The organism is Telluria sp. LT2P34 (genome assembly GCF_059685915.1).
On record NZ_JCASIN010000002.1, the window covers coordinates 430,397 to 447,846 of the forward strand.

At 67.3% G+C, this 17,450-nt stretch carries 12 protein-coding genes; 8 read left to right on the plus strand and 4 right to left on the minus strand.

Features of this window, described 5'->3' with window-relative positions; genetic code table 11:
* The first annotated feature begins 1 nt into the window (after position 1).
* The 4 genes from AC56KZ_RS07855 to AC56KZ_RS07870 all read left to right on the plus strand — a co-directional run bounded on the left by AC56KZ_RS07855 (position 2) and on the right by AC56KZ_RS07870 (position 5,405).
* On the plus strand, positions 2–925 hold the full coding sequence (locus AC56KZ_RS07855; RefSeq protein WP_497161592.1) for an ABC transporter ATP-binding protein: 924 nt from the start codon (positions 2–4) through the stop codon (positions 923–925).
* 21 nt (positions 926–946) lie between these two features.
* On the plus strand, positions 947–2,791 hold the full coding sequence (locus AC56KZ_RS07860) for a hypothetical protein (protein ID WP_497161593.1): 1,845 nt from the start codon (positions 947–949) through the stop codon (positions 2,789–2,791).
* A 25-nt stretch (positions 2,792–2,816) separates the two neighbouring features.
* The gene (locus AC56KZ_RS07865) at positions 2,817–4,856 is read left to right on the plus strand and encodes an alpha/beta hydrolase family protein (protein ID WP_497161594.1); all 2,040 of its coding nucleotides are present in this window, start codon (positions 2,817–2,819) and stop codon (positions 4,854–4,856) included.
* A 66-nt stretch (positions 4,857–4,922) separates the two neighbouring features.
* Positions 4,923–5,405 carry a hypothetical protein gene (locus AC56KZ_RS07870; protein ID WP_497161595.1) on the plus strand — a complete coding sequence of 161 codons (483 nt, stop codon included), beginning with the start codon at positions 4,923–4,925 and terminating at the stop codon, positions 5,403–5,405.
* 11 nt (positions 5,406–5,416) lie between these two features.
* Here the strand turns inward: AC56KZ_RS07870 and AC56KZ_RS07875 are convergent, their stop codons facing one another.
* Entirely contained in the window at positions 5,417–6,106 is a 690-nt protein-coding gene (locus AC56KZ_RS07875) for an NnrU family protein (protein ID WP_497161596.1), read from the minus strand.
* A gap of 63 nt (positions 6,107–6,169) precedes the next feature.
* On the opposite strand from AC56KZ_RS07875, the gene AC56KZ_RS07880 reads away from it, so the two are divergent.
* Positions 6,170–6,589, plus strand: coding sequence for a DoxX family protein (locus tag AC56KZ_RS07880; protein ID WP_497161597.1), 420 nt, complete (start codon positions 6,170–6,172; stop codon positions 6,587–6,589).
* Between the two features lie 177 nt (positions 6,590–6,766).
* Positions 6,767–7,939 (plus strand): sensor histidine kinase, encoded by a 1,173-nt coding sequence (locus AC56KZ_RS07885; protein WP_497161598.1) that lies wholly within the window; start codon positions 6,767–6,769, stop codon positions 7,937–7,939.
* Here AC56KZ_RS07885 and AC56KZ_RS07890 read toward each other — a convergent pair.
* Positions 7,909–9,537 (minus strand): alpha-glucosidase family protein, encoded by a 1,629-nt coding sequence (locus AC56KZ_RS07890; protein WP_497161599.1) that lies wholly within the window; start codon positions 9,535–9,537, stop codon positions 7,909–7,911. The genes AC56KZ_RS07885 and AC56KZ_RS07890 overlap by 31 nt on opposite strands.
* Before the next feature lie 244 nt (positions 9,538–9,781).
* On the opposite strand from AC56KZ_RS07890, the gene AC56KZ_RS07895 reads away from it, so the two are divergent.
* Together AC56KZ_RS07895 and AC56KZ_RS07900 are read left to right on the plus strand one after the other, a co-directional pair.
* Positions 9,782–11,392 carry a POT-type proton-dependent oligopeptide transporter gene (locus AC56KZ_RS07895; RefSeq protein WP_497161600.1) on the plus strand — a complete coding sequence of 537 codons (1,611 nt, stop codon included), beginning with the start codon at positions 9,782–9,784 and terminating at the stop codon, positions 11,390–11,392.
* A 19-nt stretch (positions 11,393–11,411) separates the two neighbouring features.
* Positions 11,412–14,150: an alpha-1,6-glucosidase domain-containing protein gene (locus AC56KZ_RS07900; protein ID WP_497161601.1), complete on the plus strand. Its 2,739-nt coding sequence runs from the start codon at positions 11,412–11,414 to the stop codon at positions 14,148–14,150.
* A gap of 20 nt (positions 14,151–14,170) precedes the next feature.
* Here AC56KZ_RS07900 and AC56KZ_RS07905 read toward each other — a convergent pair whose 3' ends face one another.
* On the minus strand, positions 14,171–15,886 hold the full coding sequence (locus AC56KZ_RS07905; RefSeq protein ID WP_497161602.1) for a response regulator: 1,716 nt from the start codon (positions 15,884–15,886) through the stop codon (positions 14,171–14,173).
* Positions 15,870–17,315, minus strand: a complete 1,446-nt coding sequence (locus AC56KZ_RS07910; RefSeq protein ID WP_497161603.1) for an ATPase domain-containing protein — start codon at positions 17,313–17,315, stop codon at positions 15,870–15,872. Before AC56KZ_RS07910 ends, AC56KZ_RS07905 begins: the two co-directional genes overlap by 17 nt.
* Positions 17,316–17,450: the final 135 nt, after the last annotated feature.

The following is a 17,450-nucleotide window of genomic DNA, read 5'->3' on the forward strand; positions in this document are numbered from 1 at the left end:
TATGTACGCCATCCAGACCGAGGCACTGTGCCTGCGCTACAAGAACAAGCAGGCGCTCGACCATCTCACGCTGGCCCTGCCGCACGGCGGCATCCATGCCATCGTCGGCGCCAACGGCGCCGGCAAGTCGTCGCTGTTCCGCATCCTGCTGGGCTTTGCCTCACCGACTTCCGGCAGCGCGTGCGTGCTCGGCTGCGACAGCGGCAGCCTGAACCCGGCGCTGCGCGGGCGCATCGGCTTCGTCAACGAGGAACACACCCTGCCCGGCTGGATGCGCATTGCCGAACTGGCGACGATGCAGGCGCGCCAGCACCAACGCTGGAACGCAGGGCGCTATGCCCAGGTGCTGCGCAATTTCAATGTCGAGCCTGGCCAGAAGATCGCCCAGCTCTCGCGCGGCGAGCGCGCCGGCGTCAACCTGGCGCTCGCCCTGGCGCAAAGCCCGGACCTGCTGATCCTCGACGAGCCGACCCTCGGCCTGGACGTGGTCGCCAAGCGCGCCTTTCTCGAGGCCCTGCTCTTCATCACCCTCGAAGAAGACGCCACCATCGTCTACTGCTCGCACCAGATGGAAGAAATCGAGCGGGTCGCGGACAACCTCGTCATCCTCGAGCGCGGCGCCCTGCGCCACATGTCGGCCCCCTGCGACTTTTGCGAGCGCGTGCGGCTGTGGGTCGCCGAATTCCCGTTCCGCCTGCCCGACCTGGCCGGCCTGCCCGGCCTGCTGGAAGTGCGCCTGATCGACGGCCTGGCGCACCTGATGGTGTTCGACCAGCCCGAGGAATTCGGCAACCGCCTGCGCCTGCTGGGTGCGCGCAGCGTGCACGCCTCAAACGTCGGCCTGGAGCGCGCCATCAACGGTTTTCTGGCGCGCGGACATGTCGCGAATGCCCCTGCCATCGTTCCCCTTTCCACCGCCGCCTGAGCATCCCCTCCGAGAAGCCCCATGAAAGAACTGTTCCTGAGCGAGCTGCGCCGCTTTCGCAACGCGGCCCTGGTCGTCGCCGCCCTCCACCTGCTGTTGCTGCTGTGCGCCAGCCGGCTGAGCGAGCCCTTGCTGCTGATCTGGCAGCAGCATCTCGTGTTCCTGCTGTTCTACCTGCTGTGCGGCGCCGGCTTCGCGGTCTACCAGTTCGGCACCTGCCGCCAGCCGAGCCGCTGGATCTGGCTGCTGCATCGTCCGCTGGCGCCGCGCCGCATCGGCGCCGCGCTGGGGGCGGCTTCCCTGCTCCTGGTCCTGCTGGCGATCGGCATGCCGCTGCTGGTCGCGGTCGGCGCTACCGACCTGCTGAGCGCGCGCACGGTCGACCTGCGCCACTACATGATGGTCCTGTTCGTCGTGATCGCCTGCATGAACGCCTGGCTGGCCGGCGCCTATGTGATGCTGTGCGGGCGCCTCGGCGCCGCCGTCGTGGCGGTGCTGCCGGCCCTGCTGATGGGGCGCCTGGCAACCGGGTTCGACCTGCTGCTGCCCGCCGCCCTCTCCACCTGCCTGCTGGCGGTCCTGGCCCTGGGCGCTTTCAAGCCCGAGCGCACGGCGCCGCCACGCCATCCGCTGGCCCTGCTGGCGGCCGGCCTGCCGCTGCAGCTCGGTTTTTATTTCGTCCTGCTTTGGGGCGGCACCTTCGCTTTCCAGTACGGCCAGATGCTGGCCGGCGTCCACCCCTTGAGCGCGCCGGTCGCCCCGGCCGGCGGCCACACCGAACTGACCCGCGCCGACGGCCGCGCCGCCTTCTCGCTCGCTCTGGCAGTGTCAAACGATCCGCGCGCCGCCCACTGGCGCGGCCAGCTGCCGCTGCTCGACATCGGCCACGTATCCCCGATGACGCGCCAGCTTCCGCTGCGCCACCAGATCACCAACCTGGATAACGCGCAGTGGACCGACAGCGAGCGCCACACGGCCTGGGCCTTCAGCCACGACAGCATGCGCTTCGAAGGACGCGACCTGCACACCGGCGCCGCGGGCGGCAGCTTCGGCGCCGATGGCGCAGCCTGGCAGCCCGCCTTCGATGCCGTGCCGCTGATGGACGGGCCCTGGCTGATGCTGCCGCAGCAGCTGCACCGCTTCGACCTGGCCGGGCGCCGCCTCACCGAGGTGCTGGCGCTGCCGGCGCCGGAAAAGCTGACCGGCGTCCCGAAGGAGATCGGCAAGCGTTGGTATGTGCTGACCGACCGCCGCCTGCTGGTGTATGCGCGGCTCGAGGATGGAAGTGCGGCGCCGGCGCGCCTGCTGTTCAGCGTCGCGCTGCCGGGACGCTTCCCGGGCCTGGAGCGGGTCGACGTCGCGCCGCTGCTCGACGGTACCCTGCTTTCGTTCAACCACGGCCGCGGGATGGCCGAAGGCGAGCCGGATGCGCGCCAGACCGTGCTGTTCGTGGACGAGGCCGGGCAGGCGCAAGCCGTGGCCGAGCGCGCGCTGACGCACGATTTTTCGCCCTTGTTCGAACACAAGGCATGGTGGCTCTCGCCGCTGACCCACGCGGTGCTGGCGCTGCCGGCGCTGATCGAGAACGGCGAGATGGCGGCGGCCGGCAAGAGCGCGTTTGCCGATGCGCTGACCCTGCCGCGGCCAGCCGCGGTGCAAGCCTGGGCAGCGTGCGTGGCGCTGCTGTCGGCGCTGGCCGCATGGTGGTGGCTGGGCCGCGGCAGCGCGCCGCGCTCCCGGCGCATCGGCTGGATCGCCGCCGCCTTCGTGCTCGGGCCGCCCTGCCTCGGCGTGCTGGCCCTGCTCCAGCCGCGTACCGCGGCAGCTTCTTCACGCGCAGGCAAGGGCCTTCCCGCCGCCGCCTGAGCCTGCTCTCGACACTGGAGTCACCATGAATTACCTTGCACAAGGGGCGCAGGCCCTGCTATGCCTGGCGTGCTGCTTCGCCGCCGCGCCGGTTCATGCAGCGTCTTCGCTGCCGAGCGCACTCGCGGCCAGCGCGCGGCAGGCCCCGGCGCCCCTGCTGGCTCCGGATGACTTCAGCCGGCCGGCCGGCGTGCGCCAGGCGCGCCTGTCGCCCGATGGCAGCCAGCTGGCCTACCTCGAGGTCGAAGGCGAGGCCGCCGCCCTGTTCGTGCTCGATACCGACACCCGCAGGACGCGGCGCCTGCTCGCGCTCGGCACGGACGCGCAATTGCACTGGGCCGGCGGCGCCCTGCTGTTGATCGTCGACGACGCCGGCGTGTCGGCGCTGACAGTCAAAGACGGCGCCAGCCGGCGCGTGGCCGCCCTCGGCGGCGAACGGGCGCGGCGCTTCGCCGGCGTCGATCCGGCCCTGCCCCATCACCTGCTGGTACGCGAATACGATCTTAGCCGGGGCCGGCACCGCCTGCTGCGCGTCGACGCCAGCGGCGGCGGCCGCGAACAGCTGCTCTACGACGATCCGCGCGAGGCGCGCGATTTCCTGATCGACGCCGCCGGCGCCCTGCGCCTGGTGCGGGTGGACGATGCGCAGCATCGCCAGCTGGTGCTGCGCGCCGCCGGTGGCCGCTGGCATGAAGTGACGCATTGCGCGCCGTTTCGCGCCTGCCGCCTGCTGGCCTTCTCCGGCGACGGCGAACGGGTGCTGATGCGCACCGTGCACGAGGACGACCGCGAGGTGCTCGCCGAAGTCCCCCTCGCCGGCGGCGCGGCGCGCGTCCTGCACACCGACCCGCTGGCGGTGGCCGACCTCGGCGCGGTGGTGCTGGCGCCGCGCGCGCATCCCGGCAAAGAGCGGGCGCTGCTGGCCGCCTACGACCTGCCGGTGCGCCGCCACTACGGCTTGAACCCGGCGGCGCGCGCGGGACTGGCCGACGTCACGCGCCTGCTGCCGGGCGCCGCGCTGTCGATCGACGTCGGCACGCGCCGCTGGCTGCTCGCCGAACGCGGAGCGCGCCTGAGCCAGCCGCGCTTCTGGCTCTACGATCCCGCCGCGCGCAAGCTCGCGCCGGTCCTGGAGGCCGAACGGACCCGCGCGCGGCCGCTGCCGCACAGCCTGCTGGCGCCAACGATCGCGTTGCACTACAAGGCCTCCGATGGCGCCACCGTGCACGGCTACCTGACGCTGCCGCCGGGACGCGCGCCTGCCACGCTGCCACTGCTGACGGTGGCCCATGGCGGCCCCTGGAACCATGTCGACGCCAATTACTCGGCCCTGGTCCAGCTGCTGGCGAACCGCGGCTATGCCGTGTTCCAGCCGAATTTCCGGGGATCGACCGGCTACGGCCAGCGTTACCTGCGCGCGCCCGGCCCTGATTTCGGCAACGGGCGGGCGCAGGCCGACATCGTCGACGGCGTGCGCTGGCTGCTGGCCCAGGGCGTCGGCGACGCGCGCCGGCTCGGCATCCTCGGCGCCTCGTTCGGCGGCTACGCGGCCTTGCTCGGCTTGAGCCATACGCCCGAGCTGTTCCAGGTCGGCATCGCCCTGCAGCCCGACACCGACTTTGCGCGCACCCTGCGCCTGGCCGCAGCCGCGCCGGCGCGCGATGGCGAGGCGCCCTTCGGCGCCCTGCTGGCGGCGCGGGGCGTGCCCATCGAGGACGCCGCGGCGATGCGCCGGCTGGCGCTGGCCGCGCCGGCGGCGCAGGTCGCCGCCGTGCGCAAGCCCCTGCTGGTGGTGGCCGGCGCGCGCGACGAGATGATCGAGATCGGCGCCGTCACCGATTATGTGGCGCACCTCCGGGCGCGCAAACACCCGGTCAGCCTGCTGGTCGCACCCGACCAAGGCCATGCGATGCGCGCGCCCCTCGCACGCAGGGCCCAGCTGCACCTGGTGCTGCGCATGCTGCACGCCCACCTGGGCGGGCCGCCGCCCCCGGCGCCGGACAAGGAACTGGCGGATTACCTGGCGCGCAACCTGCGCACCGATGGCGCCGCCCTGCTGAAGTAGCGGACAGAAGTTTGCCTGGGAGCACAGCTTGGATTAGTATGGCCGCACGATTTCACGAGGTTCCACATGACCCCACGCGGCCCATCTTTCGACTCCGTGCGCCTGCTGGCCTGCGCCGCCCTGGCCGCCGCGCTCGCCGGCTGCCAAGACAAGCAGGCGCAACCCGCGCCACCGCCGCCGCCGCCGCCGAAACCGGCCATCGTCCAGCCCCAGCCCCTGCCAGCCGTCACCAAGGAACAGGCGATGACCGCCCTGCTGGCGCTGCCGGAAGTGAAGGCCTGGTCGAACGAGATCGAGAAGCAGTCGCGCGGCAAGGCGCATGGCGCCATCATCGAAGATGACCAGGCGCCGCGTACCCTGAACGGCAGGCAGTACTGGCAGCTGAGTTTCGTCGAGAACCGCCAGCAATCCGTGCGCCGCCGCGAGAGTTTTCTAGTTGCGCAAGCGGGCGGGCAGATCCTGATCGAAGACCTGGACAAGGACAGCGTGCTGTCGCTGGACGAATGGCGGCGCCAGATCCGGCGGGTGGAGTTGAAGTCCGCCGACTGATCCAGCCTGGTTCACATCAGCCAGCGCCAGATGCCGGCCGCGCGCCCGGCCATCGGAATGTGGAGCCAGGTCGCCAGCAGCCAGACCACGAGGCCGCCGCCGAGCGCATGGGCGCCAAAACCGCCGAAGCGCGCGCGGCCCTGGGCAATCGCCTGGAAGGGCCAATAGCTGGTGCGTCCTTTCCAGGCTGACCACCCTTGCGGATCGAGTCCGGCCTTCTTGCGGTCCTGGAGTGCGGCGCCGACCAGGGACAGCACGATGATGGCCACCGCAACGATGATGTTTTTTGTCACCGGATACACCAGGATGTGCACCACGCCCCAGATCGCGAAGGCCCACAGCATCGGGTGCCGGGTAATACCGAACACGCCCTGCGCCTGCGCGCTCGCTGCATGCGTGGCGCCGGGCATGGCCGGATTGCGGATCAGCGAGCCCAGCAGCAAGATGGAAGCGATCAGCATCAGGAAAGTCGCCAGCGCCCACAGTCCGTCGCCGACGTCCCACAGCGGCGTCGTCACCGGGGCTTTCTTGTAGGCCCATGATATTGCCCACAAACCGGCCAGGGCGACGATCGAATACAGGGCCAGGAAGCCTTTTTCGCCCAGTGCGGCAACCAGGGGCCGGCGCAAGGGATGCGACAGGATGAAATGCGAGCCTACGAAAAAGCCGGCACATGCCAGCAGCAACATCATTGTCTCCATGTGCCCTCCATCGTTGTTATTCTGGCAGCACCAACTATAGCAACACCCACGGGATAGAACACCATGATTTTTTCGGCACTCCAGGACGCATGGACGCGGCGCCAGGTCGGCAAGCGGCAACTGGCCGCACTCGCCTTCGTTTTCGTCTGGTTTTTTGTGGGCGGCGTCGCGCACTTTGTCGTGACCGACCTGGAAGCGAGCATCGTTCCGCCCTATATTCCCTGGCCGGTCGAAGCGGTATTGATCAGCGGCGTCTTCGAACTGCTGGGCGCGTTCGGCATCCTGCTGCCGTCGACCCGCAAGGCGGCGGGGATCGGCCTGTTCCTGCTGACGCTGGCGGTGACGCCTGCACACGTGTACATGCTGCAGCGGCCGGAGCTGTTCGGAGTGCCGCTTTGGGCGCTCTGGCTGCGCCTGCCGCTGCAGGCCGCATTGCTGTGGCTGATCTGGTGGAGCACGTGGCGGCTGCGGCGCCGCGCTTGATGGTTGATGGCGGAAGATCGCAGTCAGTTGCGGTCTCGCCACAGTCAACCCGATTTCACCAGGCCTGCGGCAGCGTGCATTTCATGCGCCGCTCGCCAGCGTCATATAATGAGGGTCGGCAATTTTTTTGCAGCCGAGCTTGCGGCGAATTCGGCCTGGCTTCTTTGAAAGAACAGCATGACACTGGCGACTGACCAAAACTTCCACGGGCATGCCCTCTCCCCGACCGGCCTGCAGTTCATCGCGATCCGCGACGCGGTCATGGATCACTGGGAACGGGAAGTACGGGAGCGTGTCGAGGGCGCGCGCAATCTGCTGCGCCCGGTGTTGACGAACATGCTGCCCGCGTTCTTCGACAATATCGCGCAAGCCCTGAGCCCGGATCATCCACGCGAACAAGCATCGAGCGGCACCAACGCGGCCGGCGTGCATGGCAGCGAACGGGCGCGCACGACGCCCTTCGGCCCCGACCAGGTGGTGCACGAGTATCACATACTGCGCGAGTCGATCGCCATCGTCGCCAAAGGCCGGGTTGAACTCGGCGACGCCGAATGGGCCATCATCGACCAGTCGATCAATGCGGCAACGCGCGAGGCGATCCGCGCGTACACACGCATTCACGAGGAGCTGCGCCACAAGGTGGCCGCCGCCCTTTCGCATGACATGCGCACGCCGCTGTCGGTGGTCGCGAATGGCGCCCACATCCTGAGCCTGACGTCGGACTTGTCGCGCGTCCGGCACGTCGCGGCCAGGATCGAGGCGAACACGGACCGGCTTGAAGAAATGATTGCGGACCTGCTCGATGCCTTGACCTTCCAGGGCGCGGCGAAGATTCCCCTGCACCTGACCCGCTTCGACATGCTCGACCTGGCGCGGGAAACGCGCGAGCAGTATTCCCACGGCCACGACAACGATGCCACCATCGCCGTTTCCGGCGAACCGGTTACCGGATACTGGTGCCGCGCCTCGCTGCGGCGCGCCCTGGAAAACCTGATCAACAACGCGATCAAGTATGGCGACGGCAGTACCGTCAACATCATCGCGCGCCAGGCACGCGGCCGCCTGATGCTGAGCGTGCATAACGAAGGCAATCCGATTCCCGAAGAGCAGCACGACCGCATCTTCGAGTATCTGCGCCGCGAGACAGGCCCCTTGTCAGCCACCGGCTGGGGTATCGGCCTGCCCTTCGTGAAAGCGGTCGCCGAGAGCCATGGCGGCAGCGTCACGGTGGACAGCTCGCCCGATCTGGGCACGACCTTCATCGTCGACATTCCAGTCGATTGCCGGCCCTTCGTCGACGGGACCGGCGCCCTGCTGCATCAAGCCGTCGTGCCGAACCAGGCGCCGTAAGCGGGCAGTGTCACGCGCCCCGCCGCCGCATTGCCCGGCAGGCCATGGCCTGTCAGGTCCTGCGCCGCGGCCGTCTCCGGCCAGTCGATACTCACCGCTGCATTCGACAGGTTGAAGGCCGCCAGCACCGTCGGCTCGCCATCGAGCGTGCGGCGCAGCGCCAGCACCGGTTCCGGCGCATCGAAGAACGCAATATCGCCGCGGGTCAGCTGCGGCAGGGTGCGGCGCCAATGGATGATGCGGCGCGCGGCGTTCAGGGCGGAATCCGGATCGCTCTCCTGCACCGAGGCGGCCGCTGCCAGGTGCGGCGCCGCGACCGGCAGCCACGGTTCGCCGCTGGTGAAGCCGGCGTTCGGCGCCTCGTTCGTCCACGGCATCGGCGTGCGGCAGCCGTCGCGGCCCTTGAACTCGGGCCAGAAGGTGATGCCGTAGGGGTCCTGCAACAGCTCGTAAGGCACGTCCGCCTCCGGCAGCGCCAGCTCGTCGCCCTGGTACAGGCAGGGCGTGCCTTTTAGAGACAGCTGCATCGCCAGCACCATCGCCGCGAACGCGGCTGGGGCCTCTTCGCCCTTCCAGCGCGTCACGACCCGGATGGCGTCGTGGTTGCCGACCGACCAGGAGGCCCAGCCGCCTTTCACGCGCGCCTCGAATTCTTCGACCTGGGTACGAATGTGCGCGGCCGTGAACTGCGGGGTCAGCAAATTGAAGCTGTAGGCCATGTGCAGCTTGTCGCCGTCGGCCGTGTACTCGGCCATGCAGGCCAGGGCATCGTCGGCGCCGACTTCGCCGATCGACACGGCGCCGTATTCGTTCAGCAGCGCGCGCACCTTCTGCAGGAAGGCGATGTTTTCCGGACGCGTCTTGTCGTAGATGTGGGCCTGCATGCCGTAGGGGTTGACGTCGGTGACCGAGGCCGTGTCGCGGCTGGTCGCCGGCGGATTGCTGCGCAGTTCGGTGTCGTGGAAATGGTAGTTGCAGGCGTCCATGCGCACGCCGTCGACGCCGCGCTCGAGCCAGAAACGCAGCGCGTCCAGGTGGGCCTGCTGCACCTCCGGATGATGGAAGTTGAGCTGCGGCTGGCTGACCAGGAAGTTATGCATGTAATACTGCTTGCGCCGCGTGTCCCATTGCCAGGCCGAGCCGCCGAAGACCGACATCCAGTTGTTCGGCGGGTTGCCGTCCGGCGCCGCGTCGGCCCAGACATACCAGTCGGCCTTCGGGTTGTCGCGGTTCGACCTGCTCTCGGCGAACCAGGGATGGGCGTCCGCCGTGTGCGCCATCACCTGGTCGATCATGATCTTCAGGCCGAGCGCATGCGCCCTGGCTACCATCGCGTCGAAGTCGGCCAGGGTGCCGAACAGCGGGTCGACGTCGCAGTAGTCGGCAATGTCGTAGCCGAAGTCCTTCATCGGCGACTTGAAATAGGGCGAGAGCCAGACGATGTCCACGCCGAGGCCGGCGATGTAGTCGAGCTTGGAGGTGATGCCGGGAATGTCGCCGACGCCGTCGCCATTCGAGTCGAGATAGCTGCGCGGATAGACCTGATAGATGATGGCTTCGCGCCACCAGTCCTGGTTTTGTGTGGAAGTCTGGGTCATGGCGATGATCTGTGAGGTGGTTTTTATGCAATATACAGCAGGTTTTCAGAACTGACAATCCGTCGACAAACCGGAAAAGCGAGCATATTTCCTTTGCATTCAATGACTTACATGCAAATAATATTTGCATGCCGCAACGCGAATGTAGCCAGACTACAAACTCCCGCTGATCCGTTATATTTTCCTGTTGCAAAGACTTCAAGCGCGTCATAGCATCCCGGATTGATTCATTCTTCCAGACGCCATGAGCCAGCCGACCTTGACCGCATCGACGGGGAAAATGCCCCGCCAGATTCCCTACATTATCGCCAACGAGGGTTGCGAGCGCTTCAGCTTTTATGGCATGCGCAACATCCTCACGCCCTTCCTGATTTCGACGCTGCTGCTGTTCCTGCCGGAGTCCGAGCGCACCGGCGAAGCCAAGCACGTGTTCCACACCTTCGTCATCGGCGTCTATTTCTTCCCGCTGCTGGGCGGCTGGCTGGCCGACCGCTTCTTCGGCAAGTACAACACCGTCTTCTGGCTCAGTCTCGTGTACTGCGCAGGCCATGCCTGCCTCGCCATTTTCGAGGACAACGTCAAGGGCTTCTATATCGGCCTGGGCCTGATCGCGCTCGGCTCGGGCGGCATCAAGCCGCTCGTCGCCAGTTTTGTGGGCGACCAGTTCGACCAGACCAACAAGGGCAAGGCCAAGCTCGTGTTCGATGCCTTTTACTGGATCATCAACTTCGGCTCCTTCTTCGCCTCGCTCCTGATGCCGCTGTTCCTGAAGAACTACGGCCCGGCCGTCGCCTTCGGCATCCCGGGCGTCATGATGTTCATCGCCACCATCGTGCTGTGGAGCGGCCGCCGCAAATACGTGCACGTGCCGCCGGCGGCGCCCAGCCCGCATTCGTTTACCCGCGTCGCCCGCAGCGCCCTGCTGGCGCACAAGCCCGGCCAGGGCCGCCCGGGACTCACCGTGGCGCTGATCGGTGTCGCCGGGGCGGTCGTGTCGCTCGCCATGTCGCCGCAATGGGGCTTCGTGATCGCCGCCTGCAGCGCGCTGGTGCTGCTGCTCGCCTTTGGCGGCTGGGGCACCTCGATGCAACTCGAGCGCGCCCGCGGCATCCACCCGGACGAAGCGGTCGACGGCGCACGCGCCGTGCTGCGCATCCTGATCGTGTTCGCACTGGTCACGCCCTTCTGGTCGCTGTTCGACCAGAAAGCCTCGACCTGGGTGGTGCAGGCCAACTCGATGATCACCACCTTCAATGTCTTCGGCAACCAGTTCACGCTGCTGCCGGCGCAGATGCAGGCCCTGAACCCGTTGCTGGTGATGATCCTGATCCCCTTCAACAACCTGGTGCTGTTCCCGATGCTCGAGCGCATGGGCTTCATGCCGACCGCGCTGCGCCGCATGACGGCCGGCATCGCCTTCTCGGCCCTGTCCTGGGTCGTGATCGGCACCATCCAGGTATCGATGGATGCCGGCACCCCGACCTCGATGGCCTGGCAGATCCTGCCCTACGCCCTGCTGACGATGGGCGAAGTGCTGGTCTCGGCGACCGGTCTCGAATTCGCCTACAGCCAGGCGCCGGCCTCGATGAAGGGCATCATCATGGCGCTCTGGAGCCTGGCCGTCACGGTCGGCAACCTGTGGGTGCTGGTGGTGAACGCGGCGGTGAAGAACGAGACGGTCCTGACCACGATCGGCAACTCCGGAGTCGGCGTGATCGCCTTCCAGATGTACTTCTTCGCGGCCTTTGCGCTGCTGGCGGCGATCGCCTTCGGCTTGTATGCGAAGCGCTACAAGATGGTCGATTACTACCGCAGCACCGGCGACGCAGCGATGCCGAGCCCGGCCAAGGTCTGAGCGGCCGGAATTGACCCTGATGATCCGCTACGCTTGCCCTATCCTCGCCGCCGCCCTCGCCGCCGCCACCTGTTCCGCGCAGGCGGCCACGCCGCTGCAAGCCTGCAATGGCGCGGCCTCTGCCACCGTCCTGCAGGCGGCCCCACACAAGCTGGAAGCGCGCGCGGTCTGGCTTGACCGGCGCCTGGCGAAATGGCCGGGCGTCACCGGCGCCGGCACGAATGCGGCAAAATTTCGCCTCTACCATTCGCCAAGCGCTTCGATCAGCGCAGTCCAGGGCGCGAAGGTAAGCGGCGCCTCCGGTGCGCTCGAGCTGGGCATGTTCAACGGGCCGGTGCCGGCCGCCGCCGCCGAGCGCTTCAAATATGTCGGGGCCGGCGCCGTCCTGGCCGTCAGCGACGCCGACCTGCCGCGCATCGCCGCCCTGCACCGCGAACAGCTGGTGCTGGTGCGCGAAGCGCCGGACGGCACCGTGCTGGCCGCGACGCGCCTGCAAAGCGCCGGCGCCCTCGACGACCTGTACGCCGAGGCCGAAGGCGTACCCGACCTGGGGGCGACGCCCGCCAATCAACGCACCGGCTTCAAACTGTGGGCCCCGACCGCCCGCAATGTGGCCGTGTGCGTCTTCGAGAGCGGCGCATCGCAAGCCAGCGCCATCCACGCGCTGGCCTTTGACGCGCGCACCGGCGTCTGGAGCGCCAGGCTGCCCGCCGACCTCTCCGGGCGTTATTACACATACGCCGTCGACGTCGTCGCCGGCGACAGCGGCCTGGTACGCAATCTGGTGACCGATCCGTATTCGGTCAGCCTCACCACCGACTCGAAGCGCAGCTATATCGCCGATCTCGCCGCCCCTGCCCTGAAACCCGCCGGCTGGGACGCGCACCGCACTCCGAATACGGTCAGGGCCCAGCCCGACATGGCGGTCTACGAACTGCATGTGCGCGATTTTTCGCGCGACGACCCCACCGTGCCGGCGGCCAAACGAGGCAAGTACACGGCCTTTAGTGAAACGCAGTCGAACGGCATGCGTCATCTGAAAGCCCTGGCCAGGGCCGGCCTCACCGACATCCACCTGCTGCCCGTCTACGACATCGGCAGCGTCCCGGAAGCCGCCTGCGTCGTCCCGCAGCCCTCGGGAGCCCCGGACAGTGAAGCGCAGCAGGCCCTGATCGCCAGGACCGCGCACGAGGACTGCTACAACTGGGGCTACGACCCCTGGCACTACAGCGCGCCCGAGGGCAGCTACGCCAGCGACCCGGCCGACGGCGCGCGCCGCATCGTCGAGTTCCGCGAGATGGTGCTGAACCTGCACCGGGCCGGCCTGCGGGTCGGCATGGACGTCGTCTACAACCACACCTTCGCCTCCGGCCAGGCCGAAAAGTCGGTGCTCGACCGCGTGGTGCCCGGCTATTACCACCGCCTGGATGCCAAGGGCGCGGTCGAGCAGTCGACCTGCTGCGACAACACGGCCACCGAAAACACGATGATGGCCAAGCTGATGATCGAGTCGGCCGAGCTCTGGACCCGCCACTATAAGATCGACTCCTTCCGCTTCGACCTGATGGGCCACCAGCCGCGCGCGGCCATGGAAGCACTGCAGGCGCGCGTGGATAAAGCAGCCGGCCGCCGCGTGCAGCTGATCGGAGAAGGCTGGAATTTCGGCGAAGTGGCGGACGGCGCGCGATTCGTCCAGGCATCGCAGCTGTCCCTGAACGGCAGCGGCATCGGCACCTTCAGCGACCGCGCGCGCGATGCCGCCCGTGGCGGCGGCGCGGGCGACGCCGGCGACGCCGTGGTCAAGCAGCAGGGCTATATCAATGGCCTGGTCTACGACGCCAACGCCCGCGCCGGCGTGCGTCCCGTGAAAGACCTGATGGCCGCGGCCGACATGATCCGCATTGGCCTCGCCGGCACCTTGCGCGGCTACACGCTCACCACCCATGAGGACAAGGCACGCAAGCTCGAGGAACTCCCCTACGGCAACCAGCCCGCGGGCTACGCCAGCCAGCCCGGCGAAGTCGTGAACTATGTCGAGAACCACGACAACCAGACCCTGTACGATGCCAACGCCCTGAAGCTGCCGCTGGAGACGTCGCTGGAAGACCGGGCGCGGGTGCAAGTGCTGGGCCTGGCGATCAATGCCTTCAGCCAGGGCGTGGCCTATTTCCACGCCGGCGTCGACATCCTGCGCTCGAAATCCCTGGACCGGAACAGTTTTAACTCCGGCGACTGGTTCAACCGCGTCGACTGGAGCTACCAGACCAACCATTTCGGCACCGGCCTGCCGCCCGCGCCCGACAATGCGAAAGACTGGCCGCTGTTCAAGCCGCTCTTGGCCGCGCCAGGACTGGCGCCCGCGCCCGAACACATCGCCTTTACGCGCGACGCCTTCCGCGACCTGCTGGCGATCCGCGCCAGCTCGACCCTGTTCCGGATGCGCACGGCCGACGATGTCGTCAAGCGCCTGCGCTTCTTCAACGTCGGCGCGCAGCAGGAGCCAACCGTGCTCGCCGCCCACCTCGACGGCCGCGGCTATGCGGGGGCGCGCTTCAAAGGGATTCACTACCTGGTCAACGTCGACAAGCTGGCCCATGTCGTTACCGACCCGCAGGCACGCGGCAAGCGCCTGCGCCTGCATCCGGTGCACACGGCCAAAGGCGCGGGCGACAAGCGCGCCGCCAGCGCCGGCTACGACAGCCGCAACGGCAGCTTCAGCATCCCGGCACGCACGGCGGTGGTGTTCGTCGAGGAATGACGCAAGCGCCCCCGGCGCCCTTAGCGCTCGCCGCCGGCGGCCCGGCTCCTCCGCTGCGCGAGGGCGGCCGAGATGGCGCCGGCAAGCAACTCCAGCGTATAGGGCTTGCGCAGGAACTGGATGTGGAGCGTGTGCAAACGTCCCGGGTCGACCATGTAACCACTGGTCAGCACTACTGGCAGGCGCGGATGATGGTGCGCAAGCCAGTGCACCAGCCCGATGCCGTCCACGCTGCCCGGCATCATCACATCCGACAGCACCAGGTCAACGTCCTCGAGGTCGGCGGCCATTGCCGCGTCGGCACTCTCGACCACCCTTACCTGTGCCTGCAATTGACACAGCAGTGAAGACATAGTGTCGGCCACAGCCGCATCGTCCTCGACGCACAGGATGCGTACGCCACCGAGCGCCTGCGGCGCGGCGCAAGGCGCAGCCTGGCCACCCTCGCTCCTATCGATCCTGTCGCTGGTGCGCGGCAGCACGATGCCGACGCTAGTGCCGACCGACTGACGACGGATGAAGGCAATGCCCTGGCTCTGGCTGGCAAACCCCTGCACCTGGGACAGGCCCAGGCCGGTCCCCTTCCCGACTTCCTTGGTCGTGAAGAAGGGCTCAAAGGCCTGCTGCGCGGTTCTTTCGGACATGCCCAGACCCTCGTCCGTGACGAAGATACACACGTAGTCGCCATCGAAGTCGTTGGCTTCGGCCAGGAACGGATCGGGCAGGCTGATGTTGCGGGCTTCGAGCACCAGCTTGCCGCCGTCCGGCATGGCGTCGCTGGCGTTGCTGGCGATGTTGAGCAGTGCTGCGTCGAGCTGGGCGGGATCGACCGACACCGGCCACAGGCCTGGAGGCGCCTTCAGGCTGACCAGCATCCCGCGTGCGGCGCTCGCCTGCAGCATCTCGGCGGCCGCATGTAGGTACAGGGGCAGGTCCAGAGTCACGTTGTTGAGGGGCTGGCGGCGCGCGTAGGCCAGCAGTTGCTGGGCTAGGGCGGCACCGCGCCCGCACCCGCGCCGGATGCTGTCGAGCGCGCGCCCGACCGGCACGCTGTCCTCCCTGGGCAGCAGCATGCGCAGCAGAGTTTCTGACCCCGAGATCACCTGCAGGATGTTGTTGAAGTCATGGGCCACGCCGCCGGTGAGCCGTCCAAGCGACTCAAGGCGGCGCGCCTCTGCCAGGGCGCGCTCGACCCGGCGCCGTTCGCTGGTCTCGCGTTCCAGCGATCGGGTGCGTTCCTGCACCGCCGTTTCCAGTCCTTGCGCATGGTGCTCGAGGGCGCGCCATTGGGCGCGCATGGCGAACTGCAGGCGACGCGCTTGCAAAACGGAGCGGATCGCCATCAGCAGCACGTCGCGCGAAGTCGGGCGCTCCAGCAGTGTGATATTGCCGAAGCGCGCCAGGCGCGCGAAGCGCTTGCTGTCGATGCGGGTCAGGTCGCGTCCCGCCAGGGCCAGGAAAGGCAGGTTCGACCACGCCTCCTGGCGTCGCAGTGTCGCGTCGAGTCCTTCCATCGAACAGCGTTCCAGTCCCTCTTCGGTGACGACGGCGCACCAGGCCGCTTCATCGAGGCGGGCATAAAACTCCTCGGCACCGGCGCAGGCGACGACCGCCACGCCCTCTTCTTCCAGCAGGCGCCGGATGGCCGCCTCGTCGCCCGCGATGGGAGCAAAGACAACCGCTACCGCGGCACAGGCGGCGTCGTCACCGGAGCGTTCGTCAGAATTCGAGTTCATTGAGCCCCGACTTATTGACCGGGACATCGACGCGCTCGCCCACCTCCAGGCCGTCGGCGGTCAGGTCGAATTCGCACACGTCGTGTGCGTGGGGCCCGTGGCGCCGTTTCAAGCAGCAGATGGCCTTGCAGACGACGTTATCGCGCTCGTAGTAGCGCAGCGCGATAATGTTGTCGGTGATGATGCTGATCGCATCGGGCTCCTTGGAGGTATCGAGACCGGCGGAATGGGCGCCGACGATGATCGAAGTGACATTCATGTTGCTGAGGTAGGAGAACAGCTCGTTCATCTGCAGCAGCAGCGACCTTTCCTCGCGAATGACGTCCAGATAGGAGTTGATGCAGTCGATGATGATCAGGCGCGCTCCGCAGTCTTCGACGAGACGGCGTACCGACCAGATGAATTCGCCCGGAGAGATGCGCGACGGGTTTACGCGGCGCAGGTGGAACAGCTGCGCCTCGCGCGCGTTCTGATCCTGCTCGATATGCTCGGCCATGCGCGAGCGCAGGGTGATCTCGGATTCGTCGAAGGTGAAGTAGCCGACGTGACATCCGCTCTTCACGGCCGACGCCGCGTACTGCAGGGCGAGGGTCGACTTGCCCACGCCCGACGGGCCGACCACCATCGTCGAGCTGCCGGCGATCAGCGGGCCGCCGACCAGGCGGTCCAGGCTATCGATGTTGCTGAAGACGTCGCGCACCTCTTCGTCGCTGTGGTGCTCCTGGGCGATCAGGCTGGGGAAAACGAGGATCTCATCCTGCTTGATGGCGTAATCGTGCCAGCCGCTCTGGAAGTCCGCGCCGCGCAGTTTGACCACACGCAAGCGCCGTCGCGCCGCGCCGAAACTGCGCTCGATTTGCTCCAGCGTGAGCACGCCATGCACCGCGCTTTGCAGTTCGAATTCGCGCCCGTCGGCGGTCAGGTCGTCGAGCAGGATGACGGTGGACTGTAACGCTCCAAGGCGCTGGCGCAGGTCGATGATCTGGCGCCGGTAGTGGGCGCTGTCGCGCGCCAGCAGGCGCACTTCGACCATGGAATCGATGACGACGCGAACGGCGTCGCTGGCCTCGATACGCTCGGCCATACGCGCGATCAGGGCCGACAGCTCGGTATCGGTCGGCAGCAGGATGGTCTGGGCTGAGCCGGTTTCGGGAGGCAGCGGCATGATTTCTTCAAACGTGATCCCTTCCAGCGACCAGCCGTGGCTGCGGGCGGCAGCCACCAGCTCTTCCTTGCTCTCGGAAAGCGTCAGATACAGGCACTTCTGGCCCAGCGAGGCGCCGTGGATCAGAAAGCGCAGCCCGAGGGTGGTCTTGCCAGTACCGGGGCGCCCTTCAAACAGGTGCACGCGCTGGCGCACCAGGCCACCCCGCAGGACGGCGTCGAGTTCAGGAATCCCGGTTGGGATCCTTTCAATATCGGCATTCATGGAGTGCCCTTCTCGAATTCAAGCAGCAGTTATGGGTGTCGAATGACGATTGTGCAGGAATTATAGATTATGATTTTTGCATCAGTTTTTATGTTGAAAGCAAGAAACTTTCAACGTAGGTGCTTGATACCAAAA